This is a genomic window from uncultured Kocuria sp. (assembly GCF_947500125.1).
Taxonomy (GTDB): Bacteria; Actinomycetota; Actinomycetes; order Actinomycetales; family Micrococcaceae; genus Kocuria.
Genome location: NZ_CANMRA010000001.1, coordinates 161,409 through 184,127, shown reverse-complemented (window position 1 = coordinate 184,127; position 22,719 = coordinate 161,409). Strand labels below are relative to the sequence as shown.

Annotated in this window: 17 protein-coding genes and 1 pseudogene; 10 read left to right on the top strand and 8 right to left on the bottom strand. The window is 64.1% G+C overall.

The window, feature by feature from the left end; genetic code table 11:
• Window positions 1-75: 75 nt before the first annotated feature.
• The 4 genes from Q0817_RS00745 to Q0817_RS00730 form a co-directional block, all read right to left on the bottom strand.
• Window positions 76-1,773, bottom strand: a complete 1,698-nt coding sequence (locus Q0817_RS00745) for a polysaccharide biosynthesis tyrosine autokinase (RefSeq protein WP_298582752.1) — start codon at window positions 1,771-1,773, stop codon at window positions 76-78.
• Window positions 1,774-1,817: 44 nt separating this feature from the next.
• Window positions 1,818-2,819, bottom strand: a complete 1,002-nt coding sequence (locus Q0817_RS00740) for a GDP-L-fucose synthase (RefSeq protein WP_298582749.1) — start codon at window positions 2,817-2,819, stop codon at window positions 1,818-1,820.
• A gap of 14 nt (window positions 2,820-2,833) precedes the next feature.
• Window positions 2,834-3,865 (bottom strand): GDP-mannose 4,6-dehydratase, encoded by a 1,032-nt coding sequence (gene gmd / locus Q0817_RS00735; RefSeq protein ID WP_126349974.1) that lies wholly within the window; start codon window positions 3,863-3,865, stop codon window positions 2,834-2,836.
• A 79-nt stretch (window positions 3,866-3,944) separates the two neighbouring features.
• Window positions 3,945-5,180: a glycosyltransferase gene (locus tag Q0817_RS00730; RefSeq protein WP_298582742.1), complete on the bottom strand. Its 1,236-nt coding sequence runs from the start codon at window positions 5,178-5,180 to the stop codon at window positions 3,945-3,947.
• A 174-nt stretch (window positions 5,181-5,354) separates the two neighbouring features.
• Between Q0817_RS00730 and Q0817_RS00725 the strand changes: the two genes are divergently transcribed.
• The 9 genes and pseudogenes from Q0817_RS00725 (at window position 5,355) to Q0817_RS00685 (ending at window position 15,732) form a co-directional block, all read left to right on the top strand.
• Complete coding sequence (locus Q0817_RS00725; protein ID WP_298582740.1) at window positions 5,355-5,963, top strand: acetyltransferase; 609 nt, start codon at window positions 5,355-5,357, stop codon at window positions 5,961-5,963.
• Window positions 5,960-7,132 (top strand): glycosyltransferase, encoded by a 1,173-nt coding sequence (locus tag Q0817_RS00720; protein ID WP_298582737.1) that lies wholly within the window; start codon window positions 5,960-5,962, stop codon window positions 7,130-7,132. Before Q0817_RS00725 ends, Q0817_RS00720 begins: the two co-directional genes overlap by 4 nt.
• Window positions 7,129-8,136, top strand: a complete 1,008-nt coding sequence (locus tag Q0817_RS00715; RefSeq protein WP_298582734.1) for a glycosyltransferase — start codon at window positions 7,129-7,131, stop codon at window positions 8,134-8,136. Before Q0817_RS00720 ends, Q0817_RS00715 begins: the two co-directional genes overlap by 4 nt.
• 13 nt (window positions 8,137-8,149) lie before the next feature.
• On the top strand, window positions 8,150-9,250 hold the full coding sequence (locus Q0817_RS00710) for a hypothetical protein (RefSeq protein WP_298582732.1): 1,101 nt from the start codon (window positions 8,150-8,152) through the stop codon (window positions 9,248-9,250).
• Window positions 9,132-10,454: a lipopolysaccharide biosynthesis protein gene (locus Q0817_RS00705; RefSeq protein ID WP_366139844.1), complete on the top strand. Its 1,323-nt coding sequence runs from the start codon at window positions 9,132-9,134 to the stop codon at window positions 10,452-10,454. Before Q0817_RS00710 ends, Q0817_RS00705 begins: the two co-directional genes overlap by 119 nt.
• A gap of 13 nt (window positions 10,455-10,467) precedes the next feature.
• The gene (locus tag Q0817_RS00700) at window positions 10,468-11,868 is read left to right on the top strand and encodes a Coenzyme F420 hydrogenase/dehydrogenase, beta subunit C-terminal domain (protein WP_298582726.1); all 1,401 of its coding nucleotides are present in this window, start codon (window positions 10,468-10,470) and stop codon (window positions 11,866-11,868) included.
• 50 nt (window positions 11,869-11,918) lie between these two features.
• Window positions 11,919-12,993, top strand: a pseudogene (locus Q0817_RS00695) (IS630 family transposase).
• A 177-nt stretch (window positions 12,994-13,170) separates the two neighbouring features.
• Complete coding sequence (locus Q0817_RS00690) at window positions 13,171-14,280, top strand: acyltransferase family protein (protein ID WP_298582723.1); 1,110 nt, start codon at window positions 13,171-13,173, stop codon at window positions 14,278-14,280.
• 9 nt (window positions 14,281-14,289) lie between these two features.
• Window positions 14,290-15,732 (top strand): hypothetical protein, encoded by a 1,443-nt coding sequence (locus Q0817_RS00685; protein WP_298582721.1) that lies wholly within the window; start codon window positions 14,290-14,292, stop codon window positions 15,730-15,732.
• A 741-nt stretch (window positions 15,733-16,473) separates the two neighbouring features.
• On the opposite strand, the gene Q0817_RS00680 is transcribed toward Q0817_RS00685, so the two are convergent.
• The 4 genes from Q0817_RS00680 to Q0817_RS00665 all read right to left on the bottom strand — a co-directional run bounded on the left by Q0817_RS00680 (window position 16,474) and on the right by Q0817_RS00665 (window position 21,541).
• A complete protein-coding gene (locus Q0817_RS00680) occupies window positions 16,474-18,009 on the bottom strand; it encodes a sugar transferase (RefSeq protein ID WP_298582719.1) in 1,536 nt (511 codons plus the stop codon).
• Window positions 18,010-18,312: 303 nt separating this feature from the next.
• A complete protein-coding gene (locus Q0817_RS00675; protein ID WP_298582716.1) occupies window positions 18,313-18,774 on the bottom strand; it encodes a hypothetical protein in 462 nt (153 codons plus the stop codon).
• A 651-nt stretch (window positions 18,775-19,425) separates the two neighbouring features.
• The gene (locus Q0817_RS00670) at window positions 19,426-19,854 is read right to left on the bottom strand and encodes a hypothetical protein (protein ID WP_298582713.1); all 429 of its coding nucleotides are present in this window, start codon (window positions 19,852-19,854) and stop codon (window positions 19,426-19,428) included.
• A 202-nt stretch (window positions 19,855-20,056) separates the two neighbouring features.
• A complete protein-coding gene (locus Q0817_RS00665) occupies window positions 20,057-21,541 on the bottom strand; it encodes a sugar transferase (RefSeq protein ID WP_298582710.1) in 1,485 nt (494 codons plus the stop codon).
• Window positions 21,542-21,895: 354 nt separating this feature from the next.
• Here Q0817_RS00665 and Q0817_RS00660 point away from each other — a divergent pair, with 354 nt between their 5' ends.
• Window positions 21,896-22,696, top strand: a complete 801-nt coding sequence (locus Q0817_RS00660; protein ID WP_298582707.1) for a WecB/TagA/CpsF family glycosyltransferase — start codon at window positions 21,896-21,898, stop codon at window positions 22,694-22,696.
• The last annotated feature ends 23 nt before the right edge of the window (window positions 22,697-22,719 follow it).

Below are 22,719 nucleotides of genomic sequence, written 5' to 3'. Positions count from 1 at the left end.
GGTCCTGCAACGCGTTCGGGGCGCCTTCCCGCAGGAAGACGCCCCGTGAACGGTTGAGCCGGACACCGGCCGGGATCAGTGCCCCGTGGCGGTGGACCCGCTGTGCGAGCCCGACTGGCCCCAGGCCTCGAGGCCGAAGGTCTCGTGCTCGGGAGAACCCTGACCGTTGGACTGCTGAGGCCGCGAAGCGGGTGCCGCGTCCTCGGCCGCGGGAGCCGTGGGCTCCTGCCGAGTACGGGGTGAACCCGCATGCTGGGCCTCGGAGCCCTCCGCGCGCGGTGCCGTGCCCCACGGCTGCTGGGCAGCCGGTGCAGCGACCACCGGCTGAGCGCCGGTCTTCGGCGCCGCCTGCTCGTCCGAGTTCGCGTAATAGGATTTGCCATAGTATCCGTAGTACCCGGCGTCCGCACCGGTGGTGGGCACGCGGTTGAGCACCACGCCGAGCACGTTGCCGTGGACCTGGTGCAGGTTCTCCAGGGCCTTGGACAGCTCGTCCGTGGTGGTCCGCTGCGCGGTGGCCACGATGATCGCGCCGTCGGCGGAGGCCGTGAGCAGCGCGGCGTCGGTGACCGGCAGCAGCGGGGGAGCGTCCACCAGGACCAGGGCGTCCTCGGCGAGGGTCTCGAGCATGGCGTGCATGGCCTTCGAGGACAGCAGCTCCGTGGGGTTCGGCGCCGTGCGGCCGGCGCCGAGCACCTGCAGGTTCGGGAACTTGTCGTAGGTCTGGAGGACCTCGTCCACCTGCACCTGCCCGGTCAGCACGTCGGTGACACCCACGCCGGGCACGAGCCCGAACAGGTCGGTGATCACCGGCCGGCGGAGGTCCCCGTCCACGACGACGACGTTGCGCCCGGTCGAGGCGATGGCCACCGCCAGGTTCGCCGTGATCGAGGACTTGCCCTCACCCGGCAGGGCGGAGGTGACCACGATCATCTTCGGGGGGTTGTCCACGGAGACGAAGCTGAGGTTGGTGCGCAGCTCGCGCAGAGCCTCGGAGAACTCGTGATGCCCGCGCCCGGAGGAGAAGCCGGTCTCGACGATTTCGCGGTGGTCGGCCAGCCGGTCGTCCGTGGGGATGACACCGAGGACCGCAACACCGAAGCCGTCGCGGATCTCCTCGACGGACTTGATGCGGCGGTCCATCTTGTACCGGGCGAAGGCGTAGAGCATGCCCAGACCGAGACCGCCCACGAAGCCGAGGGCCAGGTTCAGCTTGAGGTTCGGCGAGGACGGCGCCAGCGGCAGCGAGGCGTTGCTCAGCGGCTGGACGGCCACGCGATTGATGGCGTCCTCGTCGCCCTGGCTCTCGAGCTCCTGCACCTGACCGGCCAGCGCCACGACCCAGGCGTTGGCCAGATCGGCTGCCTCGGTCGGGTCCTCGGCGTCGGCGGTGATGCGCAGCTCCGGGGTGTCCACGGGAACGTCCGTGGCAATGCGCTGCAGCAGCTCCTCCGGCGTGGCGTCGAGGTCGAGCTCGTCGATCACGCCTTCGGCCACTGGCTTCGATGTCGCCAGCGACTCGTAGGAGACCGCCTTGGACTGCGCCAGGTTGTTGCCCGCCAGCGCGCTGGCCAGGTCCTGCTCACCGGTGGCGACGACCAGGCCGGACGCCGTGGCCGAGTAGATCTTCGGCTGGATCAGCGTCCAGCCGAGCGCCAGGAGGGTGCACAGCAGCGTGATCAGCGTGATGGCCCGCCAGTGCGTGCGCACGAGCCGGAGGAGGTCCCGTGCATCGAGAGCGGGGGCTTCCCGCTCTGCGTCAAGGTGCTCCATGGTTCTCCTCGGGATCGGCTCGGGGGTGGGGGGAGGGGTAGAAGTCACTCGCGGATGCCGTCCTGGTGCTCGCGGAACCACTCGACGGTGGACCGCAGGCCCTCGTGCAGGGGGATGCGGGCGGTCCAGCCGGCCTCGGCCAGCTTGGTGACGTCCATGAGCTTGCGGGGGGTGCCGTCGGGCTTCGATGTGTCCCACTCGATGCGGCCCTCGTAGCCCACGGCCTCGGCCACGAGACCGGCGAGGTCCTTGATGGTGACGTCGGTGCCGGTGCCCACGTTGACGTGCTCGGGGCCGTCGTAGTGCTCGAGCAGGTGCAGGCAGGCCTCGGCCATGTCGTCGACGTGCAGGAACTCCCGCAGTGGGGAGCCGGTGCCCCAGTTGGTCACCGACTCGGCGCCACTGATGCGGGCTTCTTCGTAGCGGCGGATCATCGCCGGGAGCACGTGGGAGCCGGTGGGGGAGAAGTTGTCCCCGGGCCCGTAGAGGTTGGTGGGCATCGCCGAGATCCAGGGCAGCCCGTACTGGCGGCGGACGGCCTGGATCTGGAGGATCCCGGCGATCTTGGCGATCGCGTAGGCGTCGTTGGTGGGCTCCAGGTGCCCGGTGAGCAGGTACTCCTCCTTCAGCGGCTGAGGCGCCAGCTTCGGGTAGATGCAGGAGGACCCCAGGAACAGGACCCGCTCCACGCCGTGCTCCAGGGCGGCGTCGAGGACGTTGACCTGGATCCGCAGGTTCTCGCTCAGAAAGTCGACCGGGTAGGTATTGTTGGCGAGGATGCCGCCGACCTTTGCCGCGGCCAGTACCACGTAGCGCGGCTTGGTGCGGGCGAAGAAGGCGAAGACCGCGTCGCGGTCCTTGAGGTCCAGCTCGGCCGAGGTGCGGCCGATGAGGTCGGTGAAGCCCTCGGCCTGGAGTCTGCGCCAGATGGCGGAGCCGACCAGGCCCCGGTGACCGGCCACGTAGAACGGGGCGGTGCGATCCAGCGGGCCGGGCGTGAACGACGTCGTCGCGTCAGCGGTCTTCTCGGTGGTCTCTGCTGTCATCGTTGCGCCCTGTCTCACTTGGCCCAGGAGGCGAGGTCGACGGTGTCGATCCAGGCGTCGTTCTCGAGCAGGGCGATGTCGGCGTCGACCATGAGGCGGGCCAGTTCGGGGGCCTTGACGGTGGCTTCCCAGCCGAGCTTGTCCTTGGCCTTGGCGGGGTCACCGATGAGGGCGTCGACCTCGGTGGGACGCAGGTAGCGCTCGTCGAACTCGACGTGCTCGCGCCAGTCCAGCCCGGCGTGGTCGAAAGAGATCTCCAGGAACTCCCGCACCGTGCACGGGTGGCCGGTGGCGAGCACGAAGTCCTCGGGCTCGTCGGCTTGGAGCATCCGCCACATGCCCTCGACGTACTCCGCGGCGTAGCCCCAGTCGCGGATGGCCTGGAGGTTGCCCATGTAGAGCTTCTCCTGGGTGCCGGCCTTGATCGCGGCCACCGCGCGGGTGATCTTCCTCGTCACGAAGGTCTCCCCTCGGCGGGGGGACTCGTGGTTGAAGAGGATCCCGTTGACCGCGTACATGTCGTAGGCCTCGCGGTAGTTCTTGGTGATCCAGTAGGAGTAGATCTTCGCCGCCCCGTAGGGGGAGCGGGGGTAGAACGGGGTGTCCTCGTGCTGCGGCGGCGGGGTGGCGCCGTACAGCTCGGACGTGGAGGCCTGGTAGTAGCGGGCGTCCACGTTGGCCAGGCGCATGGCCTCGAGCAGGCGGACGGTGCCGAGGCCGGTGGTGTCCCCGGTGTGCTCGGGCTCTTCGAAGGAGACCTTCACATGGGACTGGGCGGCGAGGTTGTAGACCTCGTCCGGGCGGATCTGCGCCATCAACGTCACCAAACGGCTGCCATCACTGAGGTCGCCGTAGTGCAGGAACAGCTTCGCGTCGGCCTCGTGCGGGTCCGTGTAGAGGTGGTCGATCCGGTGGGTGTTGAAGGTCGAGGCGCGACGGATCAGCCCGTGCACCTCGTAGCCCTTGGCGAGCAGCAGCTCCGCCAGGTAGGAGCCGTCCTGACCGGTGATCCCGGTGATGAAAGCCTTCTTGGGGGTGGCGTGCATGATCGTCCTTCGGGGGGATGAGGCGTGGGCCGTTGAGGGGACAGCTTTATGCTAGTGAATGAATGGACGAAGCCGGTGATCAGAGCCGGACATGTTGCGTCAAAGATCGGAGCACCTCGTCCCACCGGCGCATCGCGGCGTCCGCGGCGAGGTGCTCGGCGACGTATCCGGGACCGCGCCTGCCGATCTCCGAGGCCAGAGCCCGGTCGCCGCCGAGCTCCTCAGCGGCCCGCAGCAAGCCTGCGGGATCGCCGGAGGGGACAACGCGCCCAGCCCCGGAGGACTCGATCTCGCCGGCGGACGAACTCTCGTCGTCCACCGCAGCCAGGACAGGGCGCCCGGTGGCGAAGTAGGACGTGAGCTTGCTCGGCACGCACATCTCCCGGAGCTCGGGCTTCTCGTTGACGAGCAGGACGTCTGCGGCCGCAAGAGCCGCGGTGTACTCCTCGTCGGGCAGGGGGTCGACGAACTCCAGACTCTCCACACCCGCCGCCAGCTCTTTGAGTCGCGGCAACTGGCTGCCCGCACCGAGCAGGACGAACCGGACACGGGAGTTCCGCTCATCGGCGAGCCGGGCGGCCTCCACCACGTTCTCGAGGTACTGCTTCACGCCCATGTTGCCGGCGTGCAGAACGACCACCTCTTCCTCGGACCAGCCCCGACGAGCGCGGACCGCCGCGGTGTCAATCTCGTGCTGAGGAGTGATGTGGGACCAGTTCCGGTGGATGAGTGCCCGCTCCGGCGCCACACCGAGTTCGTTGACCGCGTGGCGGCGGAACCGGTCGTGGATCACGATCACGCGGTCCATGGCGCGCAGCACCAGGCCCTCGACCTGCCGCATGACGGGGGCCAGCGCGACAGCCGAGGTGTGCACCTCCTCGAGTCCGCGGGAGTACAGGTCTTGAATCCAGATCGCTGTCCCGGGACGGCGCCGGCCGAGCTTGGCGCGGAGAGCTGCAACGCCCGAGGAGAAAAGCCCGGGGTTCACGAAGAGCACCACATCCGGGCGGCCCCAGTTCGCCGCTGCGGCGCGGACGCCGAAGTGGACTTCCATCAGCAGCCGATTGAGCAGCTTCGGTTCCGCGGGTACGTAGTGGCGCAGGCGCAGGATGTGGACCCCGCCGTGAGCCTCTTCCAGCGTCCGGCCGTCGTAGCCGTCATAAACCTGCCACTGCGGGTAGTGCGGGAACCCGGTGATGACCCGGACGTCCCACCCGAGCTCAGCCATTCCTTCGGCCAGGGCCGTGGTGTAGGGAGCATTGCCGCTGGACTCTGGAGCGTAGTTGATGCCGATGATCGTCAAACGAGGGGGCATGGAGATGCTTTCGTCACACTGGGAGCAACGCCGACGGGGATCAGCGGCCCACCGGAGGGGATGGGGTATAAATCAGACGATACATGTGAGCGCATTCAGCTCTGGGACGACGCCCCACGTCGGCCCGTGGTTCAGCTCACATAACCTCCCCGCCCCCCACAAGCAGAGGTATTCATGGCCACCGCCGCTGAGCGCAACCCTGCCGACTCCGACGTTCCTGTCATTGACCTCTCCCAGGCGCCCGGTGAGGGCGAGGCCTGGAACAGGCCTAAGTGGATGATCTACCTGTGGTCAGCCACCGAGCTCGTCCTCGTCACCAACCCGTGGCAGATCAGCTCCGGCCTGCGGACAAAGGCACTCCGCGCCTTCGGTGCCAAGATCGGCGACGGTGTCATCATCCGGCCCCGCACGCGCATCAAGTTCCCATGGAACCTGGAAGTCGGCGACCGCTCGTGGATCGGCGAGGGCGTGTGGATCCACAACCAGGACCAGGTCACGATCGGCCACGATGCGGTCGTGTCGCAGGAAACCTTCATCACCACCGGTAGCCATGCGCACCGTAAGGACATGGGCCTCATCACCCGCCCGGTGACCATTGAAGACGGGGCATGGGTCACCTCCCGCTGCGTAGTCACCGGGGGAGTGACGGTGGGGCGCTCGGCGCTCGTGCAGCCGCTGACATTGGTGAACCGGGACGTCGGGCCGAACGTGGTTCTTGGGCCTCCGAAGGCGGATACCAAGGGCCGGCGCTTTGCGGTCGGGGCGAGGGCGGAACAGCCGTGAAGATACTGCAGGTCGTCACCTACATCAGCCCGGATGGCGCCTATGGCGGTCCTGTGAGGGTGGCCATCAATCAGGCGAAGGCGCTCACTGAACTCGGCCACGACGTGTTGGTCGCGGCCGCATCAGGCGGCTTCAAGGGTCCGCTGCCGACCGAATTCGACGGCTTCCCGGTTCGACTCTTCCCCGCCCGTAAGGTGATCCCGAATTCCGGATTTGCCGGTCTTACATCGCCTGGCCTGCTCCATTGGCTCTCGCGGGCCATGCGCGGCGCGGACGTGGTCCACGTCCACCTGGCACGGGACTTGGTCACGCTGCCCTCGGCCCTCCTCACGCTGCTGGCGAACAAACCGCTCGTCGTCCAGACGCACGGCATGATCGACCGGACCGACAACCCGCTGGCCGTGCCACTGGATTGGTTTCTCACACGCCGTGTCCTAGGAACCGCACGGACGGTCCTGTACCTGACGGAACGAGAGCGGCAGGATCTCAGGGATGTCGCTGGGCAGCATCTTGTGTTGAGGCATCTTCCTAACGGAGTGGACCTCTCGGCTGACGACGTGGCCGAGCGGGCGGTCGATACGGGAACAGTCGCCGAGGTCCTATACCTCGCACGGTTGCACAGTCGCAAGCGGCCAAAGGCTTTCGTCGAAGCGGCCAAGGTGCTGTTGAACAGTGGGATCTCGGCGTCGTTCAAACTCGTGGGCCCGGACGAAGGGGAAGCTTCCGAGGTGCAGCACACGATCGAGGAGTCCGGATTTTCGGACCACATCACTTATGAGGGCTTTCTGGGCCCGGGTGAAACCCAGGCTCGGTTGAAAGAGTGCGACATCTACGTGTTGCCCTCCGTCGATGAGCCATTTCCGATGTCGGTCATAGAGGCGATGGCGGCAGGCAAGCCGGTTGTTATCACCGACACTTGCGGCTTGAGCGAGCAGATCGTTGCCGCTGACGCGGGGTTTGTGGTTGATGGCAGCGGATCGGCTCTCGCTGAGTCGATTCGTGAGCTTGTCAATAACGGGCCTTTACGCTCGAAGATGGGGGCTGCCGCCAGAGGGCTGGTGGAGCGGCAATTCGACCTTCGCCGCATAGGTGCCGATCTTGACACCCTGTACCGGGACGTTCTTCGAGAGGGTCAGGAAGCCGGAGCCCAGTTGGAGCCAGTCCGATGACGGGTCCCAAAATATCCGTGATTATGCCTGTCCGAAATGGGCTCAAATACCTGGAAAACGCCCTAACTGGCATCGAGAGCTTGGAATTTGACTCGTGGGAACTGATTATCGTCGATGATGGGTCCACCGATGGAACAGCGGACGTTCTGCGGGACTGGAGCCGATCTGCTTCGATCCCGCATCTGATCATTGAAAATGCCGCAACGTGCGGGGTGGCTATAGCGCGGAATGCGGCGGTCGCCGAGGCGTCGGGCGAGTTTGTCTGGTTCGTCGATGGTGACGACTCGTGGTCTTCCGACATCCTTTTTCACCTATGGAGCGGAGTGTCGTGCTCGGAGGTGGACATGGTAGTTTGCGACGCCCGGCGAGTAGTGGCCAAGACTGGCCACACCTCCTCGATCCAAGACGCACCGGTGCGCGAGATCATCGCCGGTGAAGACGCGTTGCAGCGCATCCTGCGCGGCGAGCTCCAGGGCCACTTGTGGAACAAGTTAATTCGGAGAGCAAGGCTGGAGAAGTACCCTTTTCCGGCGATGAGAGCCCACTCAGATCTCGCCGGAATCATACGCCTGGTCGTGGCGTCACGCAGGGTCGCCGCTGTTCCGGGGGAAAAGTACTTCTACGACGTCCACGACGGTTCCATATTGCAGTCCGCCGATTACAAGTGGGAAAACCTCATCCAGTGCGCAGAAACGGCCGAGGAGGTTGTGGAAAAAAACGACCTCGGGTCACGACTCAACGACGACCTACGGCTTTTCACCTGGTCTCACGTTATGATCCCCGCTGCGAATAGTGTGCTGTCCGGGGCCAATCGCGACGTGTCCAAAATTCCTTACCGCGCCAACATCACCCCGCCAATGATCTACTCTTCCTGGCGTCGGGGTCATCTGGCCATAACACTCAAAGCGGCGGCGCTTAGGTGGTCGCCGCAAATTTACGGCACGATCTACCGACGTCATCACGCCAAGAAATGGGGTTCCGTGCGACCAGGAGGAACGAACTGACATGACTAATGCAATGACTGGCAACCAGTCCGAAAATCGGGTGTTTGTCACCCTCACCGGCGACTACCCAAATATCGGTGACGCCTTGATCCGCCGCCGATCGCTTGCCTGGGCCCGCTTGTGCGGACAGCCGGTGGCTGCCTTCATCGGCCGGGCGCCGGACATGTGGTGTCGACAAATTGGTCTGACATCCCGAGATGACGTCTATCAGCAGGCCAACATCAGAGCGTGGCTTGTAGCGATGCTACGGGCGCCGCGCGGGTACACCCTTGTCCTTGAGCCGGGTGAGGTGGACTTGAGGCTGAACCAGTACAAGTGGGAAGTCATGGTGCTCTTGTTCGTCATCATGACCCGCTTCAAAGGCGGACGAGTAATCCGACCGCCTCGTTCGTTAAGTCACCCCTCCCGGGCTCTGACCTTCTTGCATAAGTTGGGATTACAGCTGTCTACTGTGAACCTCTGGCGGGAGTCCGATAGCCGGAGACTGGTGGGCATGGGACGTGTGGTGCCCGACATTGCTTTCAGTGAGTCACCCTACGGAGACAAGTCTCCCTCCCGTCACCGGCTGCTGATTAGCCTGCGCGGGTTACGTCCTCGGCCGTCGGCTGCTTGGGAAGAAGCCGTACGACGACTCGCACACGAGCAAGGACTGTCGATTACCTGTGTCGCTCAGGTTCGTCAGGACGAAATCCGGACCGCGGAACTCGCTACCGCCTTGGGTGGTGAGTGCGTTGATTTCGGCAATAGAGATGACATTGAGCAGGAGCAATTGCTCCGCGGGATGTACGCCGAGGCGACTATGGTCATCAGCGATCGGCTGCACGTGCTGATCCTGGCAGCTCTCGGAGGGTGCCTTCCCTGTGAAGTTGTCCCGACGCCCAGCAGTAAAGTCAGGACTCATTTCCAGGCTGCGGGAATCTTGGGTATCACCCAGGACGCTGAGAATGCATCGAGTACCGAAATGCTCAAATTCCTCCATTCCGTGCTCAATCGTCGTGAAGAAATTCGGGCCGGAGTTACGGCTGCTCACGAGCAACTCAAGACCATCGAATCTCAGATCATCGCCGTGCCTTCTCAAGCAGCCCGGAAAGACCCAAACTTTGTTCAAAGGTAGGAACCTCGGTCGGCAGGTCGCCGGTCTCCTATCAGGCAGGGTCGTGGCTGCAGTCGCCCAAACTTGTTCATTAGTGCTACTAGCTCGTTGGTCGAGTACGGGCGACTTCGGACTTGTCATCGCTGTCCAAGCAGGCGTCACGGCCATGGCCTGGATGCTTGGGCTGGGTCTTGGGCCATATATGAGCGTGGTACGAGCGAGGGACAAAAACCACAGGGACGTCCAGGGGATTTACCGACTCAACAGATTTGTCAATTCTGCCCTCGTGGCTCTGCTGTGCGTGATCGTCCTGATGACGATGCTCTGGGACAGTCGCGCCTGGTGGTTCCTTCCTTTTGTCCTCGCCCTCGGATTTCAGCGAGACGCCGCCGTTCTGAACAGCATTGCCGTTGCCGATGGTCAAACCGGACTGTTCTCGAGCAATCTGGCACTTCGGCGCATCCTTGCGTTGGCAATATTTGTTGCCGGAGTATTGTTCTCCCTGCCGGTTGCATTTGCTTTTTCATTATCGATCGCGGTTTCCGAAGCCGTATGCAACTGGCGGTTGCGGCGCAGGATTGATTTCGCACCGGCAAGCAAGCCATCTGTTGACGTGCGGAAGATCCTCCGGGAGTCGAAGCACTATTGGTGGGACACGATAAGTGGCCAGGTGCGCCTATTGGACGTTGTGGTAGTGGGCTTCGTACTCGGGCCGACCGCCTCCGGTCTCCTGGCCGTGCCGTCAAAAATCGGGTCACCGATCATGATGATTCCGACGTCATTGGCAACGTTGGTGCTCCCGAAGACGTCGGCGGCCCGAACGTTTCCTAAGCGCAAGTTTATACTGGGTGCCGGTTTTGTAACGGCTTTTATCGCTACCATTTTGCTTGTAATAGCAATATTTATCGAACCGCTTATCGCCTTGGTTCTCGGCGAGGAGTTCAGCTCAGCTGTCCCGGTCACCCTCATTTACTTTTTCGGTTTTGTGGGGCTGTCTATGATTTATATGGTAAACGCCGCGATGCAGGGACTGCGCCGGCACGCCCTTGTTTCTCGTATTTCGATGACCGGCTCCTTAATCTCGCTGGCCGGCCTATGGTTTGGGAGCGCGTACGGTGGGCTGGAGTCGGGTGCCGCGGGATACGTTATCGGCATCATTTTTCAATTGACGGTGCTGACGGTGTTTTGGGTACGCATACCGTCACGGAAAAACGAAAAAGAATAGAGAGGTTTTGACGATGACTGAGTCGATATCAAAGGTCGTTGCGAATGACTGCTGCATCGGATGCGGCGGTTGCGGCGTTTCCACAGGTGGAGGCGCGAAGGTATTTTTCAATGAGATTGGTCTGTTTCAGGCCGACGTCCACGGCATGGAACCTGACTCCTTGGCCATCGCCAGTCAAGTTTGCCCTTGGGCTGATGAATCGGAAGACGAGACGGCCATGGCGGCACGACTTTTCGACCCTGCGCTGGCTAAGGACGAGCGAATCGGTATGTACAGGAGCACTATGGCAGCGAGGGTCGTCGAACAGGAGAGAGTTGAGGGAAGCAGCTCCGGCGGCATGACGAGTTGGGTTGCGCAACGACTTCTCGAAGAAGGCCTCGTGGACGGTGTCATCCACGTGGGTGGCGCCGCGGGCGACAAGCTTTTCGAGTACCGCGTCTCTACCACGGTCGATGAAATTATCACCCACCGGAAGTCCATGTACTATTCTGTCTCTTTTGCGGAGGTTCTGGAAAGTATACGTGGGGACGGGCGCCGCTACGCTTTCGTCGGCATTCCGTGTTTCGTCAAGGCCGTTCGTTCGCTGGCCGAAATAGATGCCACTTTGCAAGAGCAGATCATCTACTACCTAGGCCTGGTCTGCGGGCACTTGAAGTCCTCCGCATATGCTGAATCCATGGCTTGGCAATTGGGTGTTGAGCCGGATGCCATTGGTCAGGTCGACTTCCGGATCAAGAATCCGAAAGCCGGTTCGAGAGGCTACCAGTTCGGTGTTCGAGCCATTGGAGAAGACAACTACAAGACTTCGTCCCCCATGGAACTGGTCGGCGGTAGCTGGGGCCATTCGGTGTTTCAGCCTAATGCCTGTAACTTCTGTGACGACATCTATGCAGAGACGGCGGACGTGGTTTTCGCGGATGCTTGGTTGCCTAAGTATGAGGCAGACTGGCGCGGTCATAACATCGTAGTGACGCGCAACGAAGTCATTGACGAAATAATTTCGAACGGTTTTACTTCGGGGTTATTGGAGGTTGAACCGCTCGAGGTTGACGCAGTTGCGAAGGCACAGGCAGGCAATTATCGTCACCGACGTCTTGGACTCCGTGCGCGATTGATGGACGACATCAAGTCTGGTCGGTGGGTCCCTCGAAAAAGAGTTATACCAGGGTATGCCGGCATCACTCGTCAGCGGCTGGGGGTAATTCGTCAGCGTCGGCAGCTTTCGGCGGCGAGCTTTGGCCTGTTCCAGACTGCGAAAGAGGCGGGCAATTTGGAGCATTACTTGAAGGGAATGATTCCCCTTATTGCGGCTTATGATCGCTGGAGCAAACCATCTTATGCTAAGCGGGCAGTTGGGAAGGCCAAGAGGAGCTTCTGGCTGATTGCCGCCAAGCACCAAAAGGGAAGGTCCTAGTGCCGAGGGGGGCAGGTTCCTCATCAGTTGGCGCGGTGGGATCATGGATGATGGCAAATCATCCTGCGGCCCCGCTGCTGTTACGCGAGGGCGACCGGGAGTCGCTGCAGAGGCTGGTGCGCTCCACCTTGGTGCGCGCCGGTTTGGCCCAGCGGGGGGCGGATCGTGCTGCTGGCCGCCGAGGGTATCTCCAACACCGAGATCGCGCAGAAGGTCGGCACGACACGCAACACCGTGATCGCCTGGCTGGCCCGCTACGAACAGGCCGGCATCGCCGGGCTGGCCGACCACGACCGATCCGGGCGGCCCCGGCGGATCGATCACCGGGCGATCGTGGCCGCCACCCTGCGACCCTCGCCGAAAAAAACTCGGCGTCACGCACTGGTCCTCCCGGCTGCTGGCGTCCCGGCTGGGCATTGATCACACCACTGTGGCCAAGGCCTGACGGGAGTACGGGGTTCACCGCTGTCGAGAAGACACCTTCAAATTCTCACCGACCCCGAACTGGTGGCCAAGGTCGTCGACGTCGTCGGCCTCTACCTGGCACCACCGGAGAACGCGATCGTGCTCTGCGTGGACGAGAAGTCCGAGATCCAAGCGCTCGAGCGTACCTCCCCGGAACTGCCGAAGCAGCCCGGGAAGCCGGCGGACCGCACCCACGACTACATCCGCCACGGGACCTCCACCGTGTTCGCAGCGTTGGAGATCGCCACCGGTCACGTCACCGCCGCCTGCGAACCGCGGCTCGGGCGCCAGGAGCTCCTGGCCTTTCTCAACCAGGTCGCCCGGGCCTACCCGGAGGCGCCGTTGCACCTGGTGATGGACAACTACGCCGTGCACACGACCCCCGAGGTGAAAGCGTGGCTGGCAGGCAACCCCCAATTCCAGGTGCACTTCATCCCGACCTCGGCCTCGTGGCTGAACCTGGTCGAGGTGTGGTTCGGCATCGCCGAACGCCAGGCCCTGCACCGAGCCGATGCCGCCTCGGCACCCGAGCTGAACGAGAAAATTCGGGCGTTCGTCACCGGTTGGAACGACCGCTGTCACCCCTTCGTCTGGACCAAGACCAGCGCCGAGATCCTCAAGAAAGCCAACCAACCAATCACTTCAAGGACGGGCCACTAGATAGCCCTGACTGACCTACTCCGGCGCTCATGGCCGCAAGTCTCATTGGATGCGGATCGTCAGGGGCGTCACATTACCGAAGCGGCCCGTGTCAGGGCGAAAGGTGTGGGCCGTATTGGTTAGATTCGACGGGTGAATCCCCCCGTAGTCACAACCCAAGCCCGTCGCATCCATTATGTGGACTGGGTCCGTGGCCTCGCCATCGGGCTGGCCCTTTTCTCTCATTGCCTTCTCGCGGTCGAAGGCTGGGAAGCGATCGACGACCAAGCCGACTGGCTCACGGTGCTCCGGGCGGCAACACGGACAGCTACTCCCACATTCATCGTGCTCTTCGGAGCGTCTATCGAGTTTGCCTACACGAGGCGCTGGATCTCCGATCCCAGCACGGTGGTGCGACGTGTGTTGATTCGTGCTCTCAAGTGTTATTGGGCTGCCGCGCTCATTGGTCTTGCGGCTCTAGTGGGCGGGTCGATGACCGCCCCAGGTGTTGTCTCTGGGTTGCTATTCACGGGGTCAATTCTGAATGGCAATATTTACATTTTCTACACCATTGCCATGGTGCTGGTCCTTGCTTTGCTGCCTCTGCGGCAACGGTTTGGAATACTGCCGACCCTCGCTATCACCTTGCTCTGGTGGCCTGTTGCCGCCTTGCTCTCACCGCCGCAAGGGGCATCTGAGGACCTCGTCTTTCTGATGTCTCGCCTTCTCGGCATCGGAGACCTTTTTGGACCGAGTGTGCTGCATGCGTTGCCGCTGGTGGTCACCGGAATGGCGATCGGCCAATGGATCAAGGCGCCGTCTTCACCGGAGGCGAGATGGACCGTTAGTATCATCGCGGTTGCCTGCACAGTTGGGCTTCTGACGGTCGTGCTGGTGGCCGGACCGGTCGGTGCAGTCCGCGGGTTCCTGAGTGACTTCCGCCCAGAGAATCACCCCGGTTACTTCTTGTTCGGGTTATTTAGTGTGGTCGTCTGGTTGACGCTGGCCCGACGGGTGGAGCTCCACACCAGGTTGCTTGACCGCTCTCGGCCAGGGCCATTCGGTGGATCCGCGCTTGTCTCCTTCACCGCAGGCAACATCATCATCAACCTCTTTGCAGCGCAGGTGACTATCCCGAATGCTTACGTAGCTGTTGTTTTTTCCGTCGGCTACCTCGGAGCGCTTTGGTGGGTCCTGCGAACCTGGTCTGTCCTACGAGCCCGTCGTCGCGAATCTTCATCTTTAGCGACCCAAACGACCGATCCGACAGGCGTCGTCTTGAGCTCTCCCAACATCGGTGAAAGGTAACCCGAGCGAATGCGAAGCACTGCCAACGCCTCCGCCTTAGACCAAGCAGTCTCCAGGCTCTTGCCCGATCGCGGCGGCCGGGGCCTGCTTCCCTGGTTCCTCGTCGCCAGCATTGTACTTATGGCCGCCGTATTGGAGTTCCCGCGAACAGCGGTACTGGTGGCAGCCGTGGCGACGTTCGCCCTGGCGGTGAAGTTTATGGGTAGGTCCTTGGTGTCGCCCGTGTTGCTAGTCTCGGGTGGCCTCTTGATTGTCGCCGTCGCTGGCTATTTTCTTTACCCCGCGCTAGAGGACGTCCCCCACGCGGCTGGCATCCGGATGCCAGCGGATCCAGAACGGATCACGACCGGCTTCTGGGCGCTGATTTATGCAAGCTTCGCGACAAGCACCGGAGCTCTGGCCGTCATGCCGTGGGTCAAGCAACCGACAGGGCGGCTCCGCATTGGAAACCTGCACATGCGCCCCCGGATCCGCGCGCTGCTCGTGCTCGCCACAGCGGTTCCCACCATGATGCTCATCGCGACTCGAGGTCTTGACAGTTTGCTGGAACGAAGGTCCTATCTCGCTGAGGGAAGCGCTGGAGGTTTTGGTGGGGCCCTTTCGCTCGCGGGCATTGTATCGATGGCGATTTGCGGGTATCTGCTCCACACTCAGCGCAGTCTCACTTGGCTGCTGGTGTTATTAAATGTCCTGATGTTCACCACACTCATGATATCGACCGGATCTCGGCGCTTTGCAGCTATCCCGGTGTTGCTGGCTATCGGGTATTACGTCGCTCGCCACGACAAAATATCCGGCCGGTTACTAGCACTAGGAGTGTTGGGCGCTCTGCTCCTTGTTCCACTTCCGTTGTACTGGCGGACATTGGACACCCACGGCCTATTCCCCTATTTGAACTCGCTCGGTGACTACCTCGGTTCCGACCTGGGACTTGGCACTGCAGCGAAGACGGTACTCATCAGCGTTCCGCTCATCGGCACCGCCGTGACCACACGGTTGCCATCGGAGGCGCTGATCACGTCCTTGGACCCGCGGCCCGGTGAAAGCGCCGGCTGGTACGACATCGCACAATCGATGCGACTTAACGCCTTCACGCCTACACCCGGTGTGGGCGAGCTACTCCACCACGGGACGCTTACCCTCGTCGTGTTCTTCCTCTTAGTTGGGCTATATCTATCTCTGCTCGACCGACACCTGCAAGTTCTGACTTCCCGGGGGCACCAGCTCATCGCCTTCGCACACATAGGGCTCACGGCACTGTTCCTGCTCTACGTGATTCAGTACAACCTGCGGTCCAGCGTCCGGATGCTCTACTACTCTCTGGCGCTCTTGGCCGCCTACACGCTCTGGCGGTACGCGGTATGGCTGCTTTTGCCGGCCCGGCCCTACCACAGTCCCTATCAGTACAAATCGAAGAACCTACCTGCGGTCAGGCTGAACACTTCAAGCTGACCCCTTAATGACTCCCAGGTGAAACTCCCCGGTCCTGCCCACCGAAATTCCCCACCCGTGTGGTTCCGCTAATGACGGCGGGGCCCCCACGATATTGGCGGTCGCTGACCACTCCCTGCGTGTCCTGGTGAGTTGAGTCCAGTGGTTCACAGCAAGTCCGCATGACGCAGGGCGAGTTCAGGATCGACCACCATGAGCAGTTCCACGTTTCCGTCATCATGGTTGGCGGTCGCCGATAATGGGGGAATGAGCAGTTCCCAGCCCCGTGCAGGGGGCCCGTCCCGGCTCCGATGGTTCACCCTGGCTCAGAAGCTGGCCCATTTGGCTGCCTAGGAGCAGGCCTGCCAGGAGCGGCATGGCGGGGCGTACCTGCGTCGGGAGGGCCTATACTCCTCGCTGATCTCGGGACTGCCCGGGTTTCCTTGAGTCAACGTAAGTCGGGGCAGTGCCAACAGCTCATCCGCGCGTCGGATCAGGCACCGATACCGACCGCCGCGGAACTGGTGCGGCAGATCAGTCCGCACCGTCATCGGGGCCTGGATAACGCCAGGACTGAGAACCATACTGCTCATTGCGGCCACCGCCGCTCCCTTGAAGCCTCGCAACGTCCAAGGATCACGCGGTGGCCGCCTTGACGCCAGGCCCCGCATCACATCCGCGTGGCTCACCAGCATCAGAGATTAAACGGCAGGCTGAGGGCTACGAAGGAAACTCCTCACAGTTATCTAATACCGTCTAAATCTAATACGCGCCTTCTTTGGCCACGACCGCCTTAATCGTCCGGCCGAGTATCAAGACATCCTGCACCGGAGACCAGTTCTCCACGTAGTAGAGGTCCAGGCGCACCGACTGCTCCCAATCGAGGTTCGAGCGTCCGGATACCTGCCAGAGGCCGGTGATTCCGGGCTTCACGCGCAGCCGGCGGTGGACGTAGTCCTCGTACTGTTCCACCTCCGCGGGGAGCGGTGGGCGGGGACCTACTAGTGACATCTCGCCCTTGAGGACGTTGAGGAACTGGGGGAGCTCGTCCAGACTGTAGCGGCGCATCCACTGGCCCGGGCTCGTGACACGGGGGTCGTCCTTCATCTTGAAGAGCAGGCCGGCGCCTTCGTTCTGCTCCTTGAGGCGCTGCAGCACCTGCTCGGCGTCGGTGCGCATGCTGCGGAACTTCAGCATCTTGAAGCGGCTGCCGTCCTGGCCGATGCGTTCCTGGGCGAAGAAGGCGGGGCCCTTGTCGTGCGTTTTGACGACCAGCGTGAGGGTGATCAGGACGGGGGAGAGGACTAGGAGGGCGGCCCCGGAGCCGAGGATGTCCATGAGGCGCTTGGTCATGGCGCGGCTACGGCTCAGCTTGGGGGTTGCCACGTGGATGAGGGGGAGGCCGGCCACCTGCTGCATGTGGATGCGGGGGCCCGCGATGTCGGTGAGGCCGGTGTCCATGACCAGGCGGATGTGGGCGTCGGCGAGCTGCCAGCTGAGGTGGCGGATCTCAGTGGTGCCCAGGGGGACGTTGGAGGACAGGACCACGGTCTCGATGTCGCGCTCGTGGCAGGCGTCGACAATGCCCTCCACGGTGGGGCGCGCACCCGGGGCGAGCGCGTTGGGCGGGAGGCTCATGCGCTGCAGCTCGGCTGGGATCGGCTTGCGGGTCTCGGGGACGTAGACGGCGGCCGCGTCGAGCCCCGAGGTCGGGTGCTGGCGCAGGGACTTGATGAGGTCGCACGTGCCGGCCAGCCGTCCCACCACCATGGTCTTGGAGAGTGCCTCACCCTTGTACCGGGCCTTGACGAGTCGATCTCGCACCAGAAAGCGGCCGAGGATCAGGAATCCCAGGCCGAGGGGGAGGGCCAGCAGGACGTAGCTGCGGGCCGTGGGGAGGTCGAAGCCGAACGAAATGATGGCGATCGCGCCGAAGAGGATGAGGCTCGAGTGCACCACCTGGCGGGTTTCCTCAAGGCCGTGGCCGATGAGACGGACGTCCCGGGCGCCGCGGGCGCCCAGGTGCATCCACCAGGTCAGGGCCAGAGCGATGCCCACGATCCAGTAGGGGACCGACAGGGGGCCGAGGTCGAGGCCGGCGTTCTCCAGCTGGAACCTGAGCAGGTGAGCGCCGATGAGGGTGACGATCAGCGCCAGGCCGTCGGCCCAGCGCATACGGGTGAGGTAGGTGGATCGCCAGCCAGAACGGGACGCGGCGTCGCGGGCGGCGGCGCGTGCGGCGTTGAGCTGCGGACGCCGGTGGTCGTCCGCTCGGCTGATCTCGTTGACCTTGAGCATGGTGGTGCTCCCTCCCCGAAAAGCACGCGGCCACCTGGGGTTGTCTTCTCCCAGCCCGTGGGGGAGACGGTGGACCGCGCGCTGCATTGCACTTGTCACCAGTTTAGTGGCGCAAATCAATGAAACCGGTTCTATGACGAAAGGTGTTTGCACTTGCACTTGACTGTGCCGGGAACTCGCGGATTGGCATTGTGCCTAGTGGTGACGGGGGTCACGTCGTCGGGTGGGGAAGTCTGCCCCGACGCGGACGGTGCCGTCGCGTGTCCCCCAACCGGGGGACTGTGGTGCCCTTGGGGGTACGGCTCAAGCGGCGCGAGCGTGCGAGCCGGTGAGGCCGGCGGTGCGGAGGTGCTCGGCCTTCAGTCGGCGGAGGTTCAGCGCCAGGCAGCTGGGGGCGTAGGCGGGGCGGATCACCATGGGTGTGCCCTCGTGACCGTGGGCGGCGAGGATCTCCTGCAGGGCGGCCTCGTGGCGCTCGAGGACCACATGGCCGAAGTAGTGCTCGTTGAAGAGGCCGGCCAGTTCCAGGGCGTAGGCCCAGGTGGGGGTGCCGACGTCCATGGACGCCTTCGGGCAGTCCCAGTCGCTCGGGGTGCCGGCGGTACGCAGCTGGGTGCGCAGCACGCGGTCGAGGGCCTCGGGGGTGAAGGCCAGGGTGAGCTCGGCGACGTCCTCGACGATGTCGAGCTCCAGGAGGGTGAGGCCCGCGGGGGAGCAGGACTCGAGGTAGTGCTGGACGTCGGTGGAAATGGGGGATGTACGCATCGGATTCTCGCTTGTCCGTCGAGGGGTACGGATCGGTGGGTGCATTGATCGTATCCACGCGACGGCCCTAGTGGGGGCGGATTTCTGTCCCCACATGGTCCCCATCGGACCGGACAAAAGTCTATTGCCGCGCCCCACTCCCTATGCAGGAAGTGCTTTCGTGTGGACCATTGTCCAGCGCGCACCTCCATGGCGTGTCGGGGGTCACGCCAGCGGACTGTACAAGCCCCGGGCTGAGGCCCCAAGGTCGTCCCCGTCGCCGTGGCGCTGCTGCTGCTGGCCGGGGGACTGTACTCGGCCGGGCTGGGACTCCACGTCGTGCTCGTCGGCGCACTGTACTTCCTGCTCGTGGTGGCGGTGTGGGGAGGAGCCGACGAACCCAGGTGGAGGCAGAGGTCGCCGACGACCGTTAGTGCGCGCCCTCCTCGGTCACCACGGCCTTGACGGTGCGCAGCAGAATCACGAAGTCCTGGACCGGGGACCAGTTCTCTCCGTAGGGGAGATCCGCCAGGACGGTGACCGCGCCGGCGGGGTCGATAATCCTGGGGCGTCATCCTGCCCAATGGGATCGCCCGCGGCGTCTGGGTGCACGGTGCATGGGAATGCCCCGCCGGCGCTTCGACGGGGCATTTCCCGGGTGCGACCGATTGATCAGTGCCTGTTGTCGGCGTACCGGACCTGGTACCAGGTGTTGTGCTTCTTGTACTTGCACACCTCGGACCAATGCTTCACATCGTGCTTCTCGACGTACTGGGCCTTCTTGTGAGCCCAGTTGTACTTCGCGTCGCACTTGTCGGCGGCGTACTTCGCGGCCCAGTTGTGGTGGCTGTGCTTGTAGTACTCCACGCGATGCCACTGCTTGTACTTGTGGTCGTACTTCCAGTGGCTGACCTGGATGTACTGGTCGTGCTTCTTGTACTTCTTGTCAGGCTTCTTCTCAGCGATCTGCAGACTGGCCGGGGCATCGCCGGACCTGTACTCCGAAACGCCTGCCGATGCCGAAGCCGGTGCCACGAAGGCTCCGGTCATGAGCGCGCCGGCCATCATGGCGGCGGCGATCCTCCCGCGCAGATTTTTCATTCTTCCCCCCGATGAGTAGGCAAGATCGAGACTACGCCGCTAGTCAGAGGCTGTTTCGGAGATCGGGTAAAGATCCGGCACCGGGTGCGTCACGGGATGGAACTACTGGGACGTATGCGAATCGATCGGTTCGTCGACTGGTTCGAGCCGACTTCACCGTGGCGAGCGCGGGGGCCCCAGCCTCCAAGCCTGAGTCCGGCTTTCAGTGCGCGCCCTCCTTGGCCACCACGGCCTTGACGGTGCGGAGCAGGATCACGAAGTCCTGAACCGGGGACCAGTTCTCCACGTAGTAGAGGTCCAGGCGCACGGCCTGCTCCCAGTCCAGGTCGTCGCGGCCCGAGACCTGCCACAGGCCGGTGATGCCTGGCTTCACGCGTAGCCGGCGGTGGACGTGCTCCTCGTACTGGGCGACCTCGGAGGGCAGCGGCGGGCGCGGGCCCACCAGGGACATCTCACCCTTGAGCACGTTGAGGAACTGCGGGAGCTCGTCGAGGCTGTACTTGCGCATCCACCGACCCGGTGCCGTGACCCGGGGGTCGTCGGCCATGAAGAACAGGACGCCGCCCTTGGCGTCGTTGGCGGCCATGAGCTCGGCCTTGCGCTCCTCGGCGTCGGTGTACATCGAGCGGAACTTCAGCATCCTGAAGGTCGTTCCGTCCAGGCCGGTGCGCTCCTGGGCGAAGAGCACAGGCCCGCCGTCGTGCGCCTTGACGATCATCGCCAGCGCGAGCATGACGGGGGAGAGGGCCACCAGTGCGGTGACGGCGCCGGCGAGGTCGACGAGGCGCTTGAGCAGCAGCCGGGACCGGCTCATCCGCGGGGTGGAGACGTGGATCAGCGGCAGTCCGGCCATCTGCTGGGTGTGGATGCGCGGGCCGGCGATGTCGGTGAGCCCGGTGTCGAGGACCAGGCGGATGCGCTCGTCGGCCAGGTACCAGCTCAGGTGCCGGACCTCCTCCGAGCTCAGCGGGGCGCTCGCGGCCATCACCAGGGTCTCGATCCGGTGGGCGCGGCACGCGGCCACGATCCCCTCCACGCTGGGCACTTCCCCGGCCGGCAGCATGTTCTCGGGCATCGGCACCCGGGCCAGGTGGTGCGGCAGAATCCGGGACGACGACGGCGCGTAGACCGCCACCGGGTCGAAGCCCGCGGCCGGATTCTGCTGCAGGGACTTGAGCATCTCCACGACCCCCGGCACGCGCCCGACCACCAGGGTCCGGGACATCGCCTCGCCGGCCAGCCGGCGGCGGGTCAGCCCCCGCCGGACCACGCCTCGTCCCGCCAGCAGCAGGAGCGTGCCCAGCGGCAGGGCGATCACCACGTAGCTGCGGGCCATCGGCACGTTGAGCACGTAGGACAGGATGGCCAGGGCGCCGAAGAGCACCAGTGTGGCCGAGACGACCTGCCGGTTCTCCTCCACGGCGTAGCCGATCAGGCGCACGTCGCGGGCGCCCCGCAGCTCCAGCCAGCCCCACCAGGTCCCACCCAGCACGGCGCCCACCAGCCAGTACGGCATGGTGAACTGACCCAGTCTGAGCGCCTCCTGCTCGAAGCCGAAGCGCACCAGCTGCGTCAGGATCAGCGTGGCGGCCAGGGCGGCCGCGTCCACGTGGCGCAGGCTCCTGATGTGGGTCTCCCGCCAGGCGGCAGGTCGCACGGACATGTTCTTCTTGAGCACGTTGGTCACTCCCCCCGAGTGTGATGGGGGCCGGAACACTCCTCCTACGCCCCCCCCGGCGTGGTTCCGGCCCCCATCGATGACTTTACAAGTGCACATCTATGCAAACAGGCCCTTAACTGGGGACAGTCCTGAGTGGCATGACGCGGCACTGGCTTTGCTAGCGTAAATGCAGGTGCATGATCCCGGTCACCAGGGCTGGTGGATGCGGGACGTGTGCGCCAGGGGGTGCCGGTTCGCCGGCGGGATCCGGGGGGATCCTGCCGCACCATGGACGGTGCGCCCAGCGAAGAAGTCGGCCCGGTCACGGGATCCCGGCGGGGGAGCGAGGCGTCGCAGACGCGCAGCACAGGGGGAAGACACATGTTGAAGCACCAGTCCCGTGCCCAGAGCACGGGTCCGATCGAGATCCCGGTCAGCGGTGTCCGGGTGACGCCCATGGACGCCGAGGAGCTGCACCGCTGGATCTCGGCGACGTGGCAGGAGCGGCGCCAGGCCGCGGTCCTCGCCCACAACCTGCACAGTCTCTACACGTGGGAGGTCAATCCGACGTTCCGTGCCTTCTACGAGAAGGCCGACGTGGTGCTGACGGACGGGTTCCCCGTCCTGAAGCTGGCCAAGTGGCGGTCCGGGCGCGAGCTCAGCGCCAAGCGGCACCGCCTCGGCACCCTGGACTGGCTGCCCGGCCTGATGCGGCGCACCCCGGTGCGGCGCGTCGCCGTCGTCGGCGCGACCCCTGCGGGCAACGCCCGCACGGTGGACATGCTCCGGCGGGACGCTCCCGCCGGTCAGGTCGAGGGCTGGCCGGGGGAGGGCTGGAACCCCGCGCTCGAGGACCACATCGTCCGGTCCCTCCAGGAGTACCGGCCGGACTTCGTCATCGTGGGCCTGGGCATGCCGCTGCAGGAGGAGTTCCTGAGCCGGCGCTGGGAAGAGCTGCCCACGGCGATCTACGCGGCCGTCGGCGGCGGGATCGACGAGTACGCGGGCATCCAGAAGCCACCGCCGCGGTGGCTCGGGCCCATCGGGCTGGAGTGGGCGTACCGGCTCGTGACGCAGCCGAAACGGCTGGGCCACCGGTATGTCGTCGAGCCGTGGATCCTCGCCTATCTCCTGGCGGCCAAGGCCGTCCGGCGGGAAGCGGGTCGCAGCGCGGGAGCCTGAGCCGACTGCGCGCCGGGGCCGGG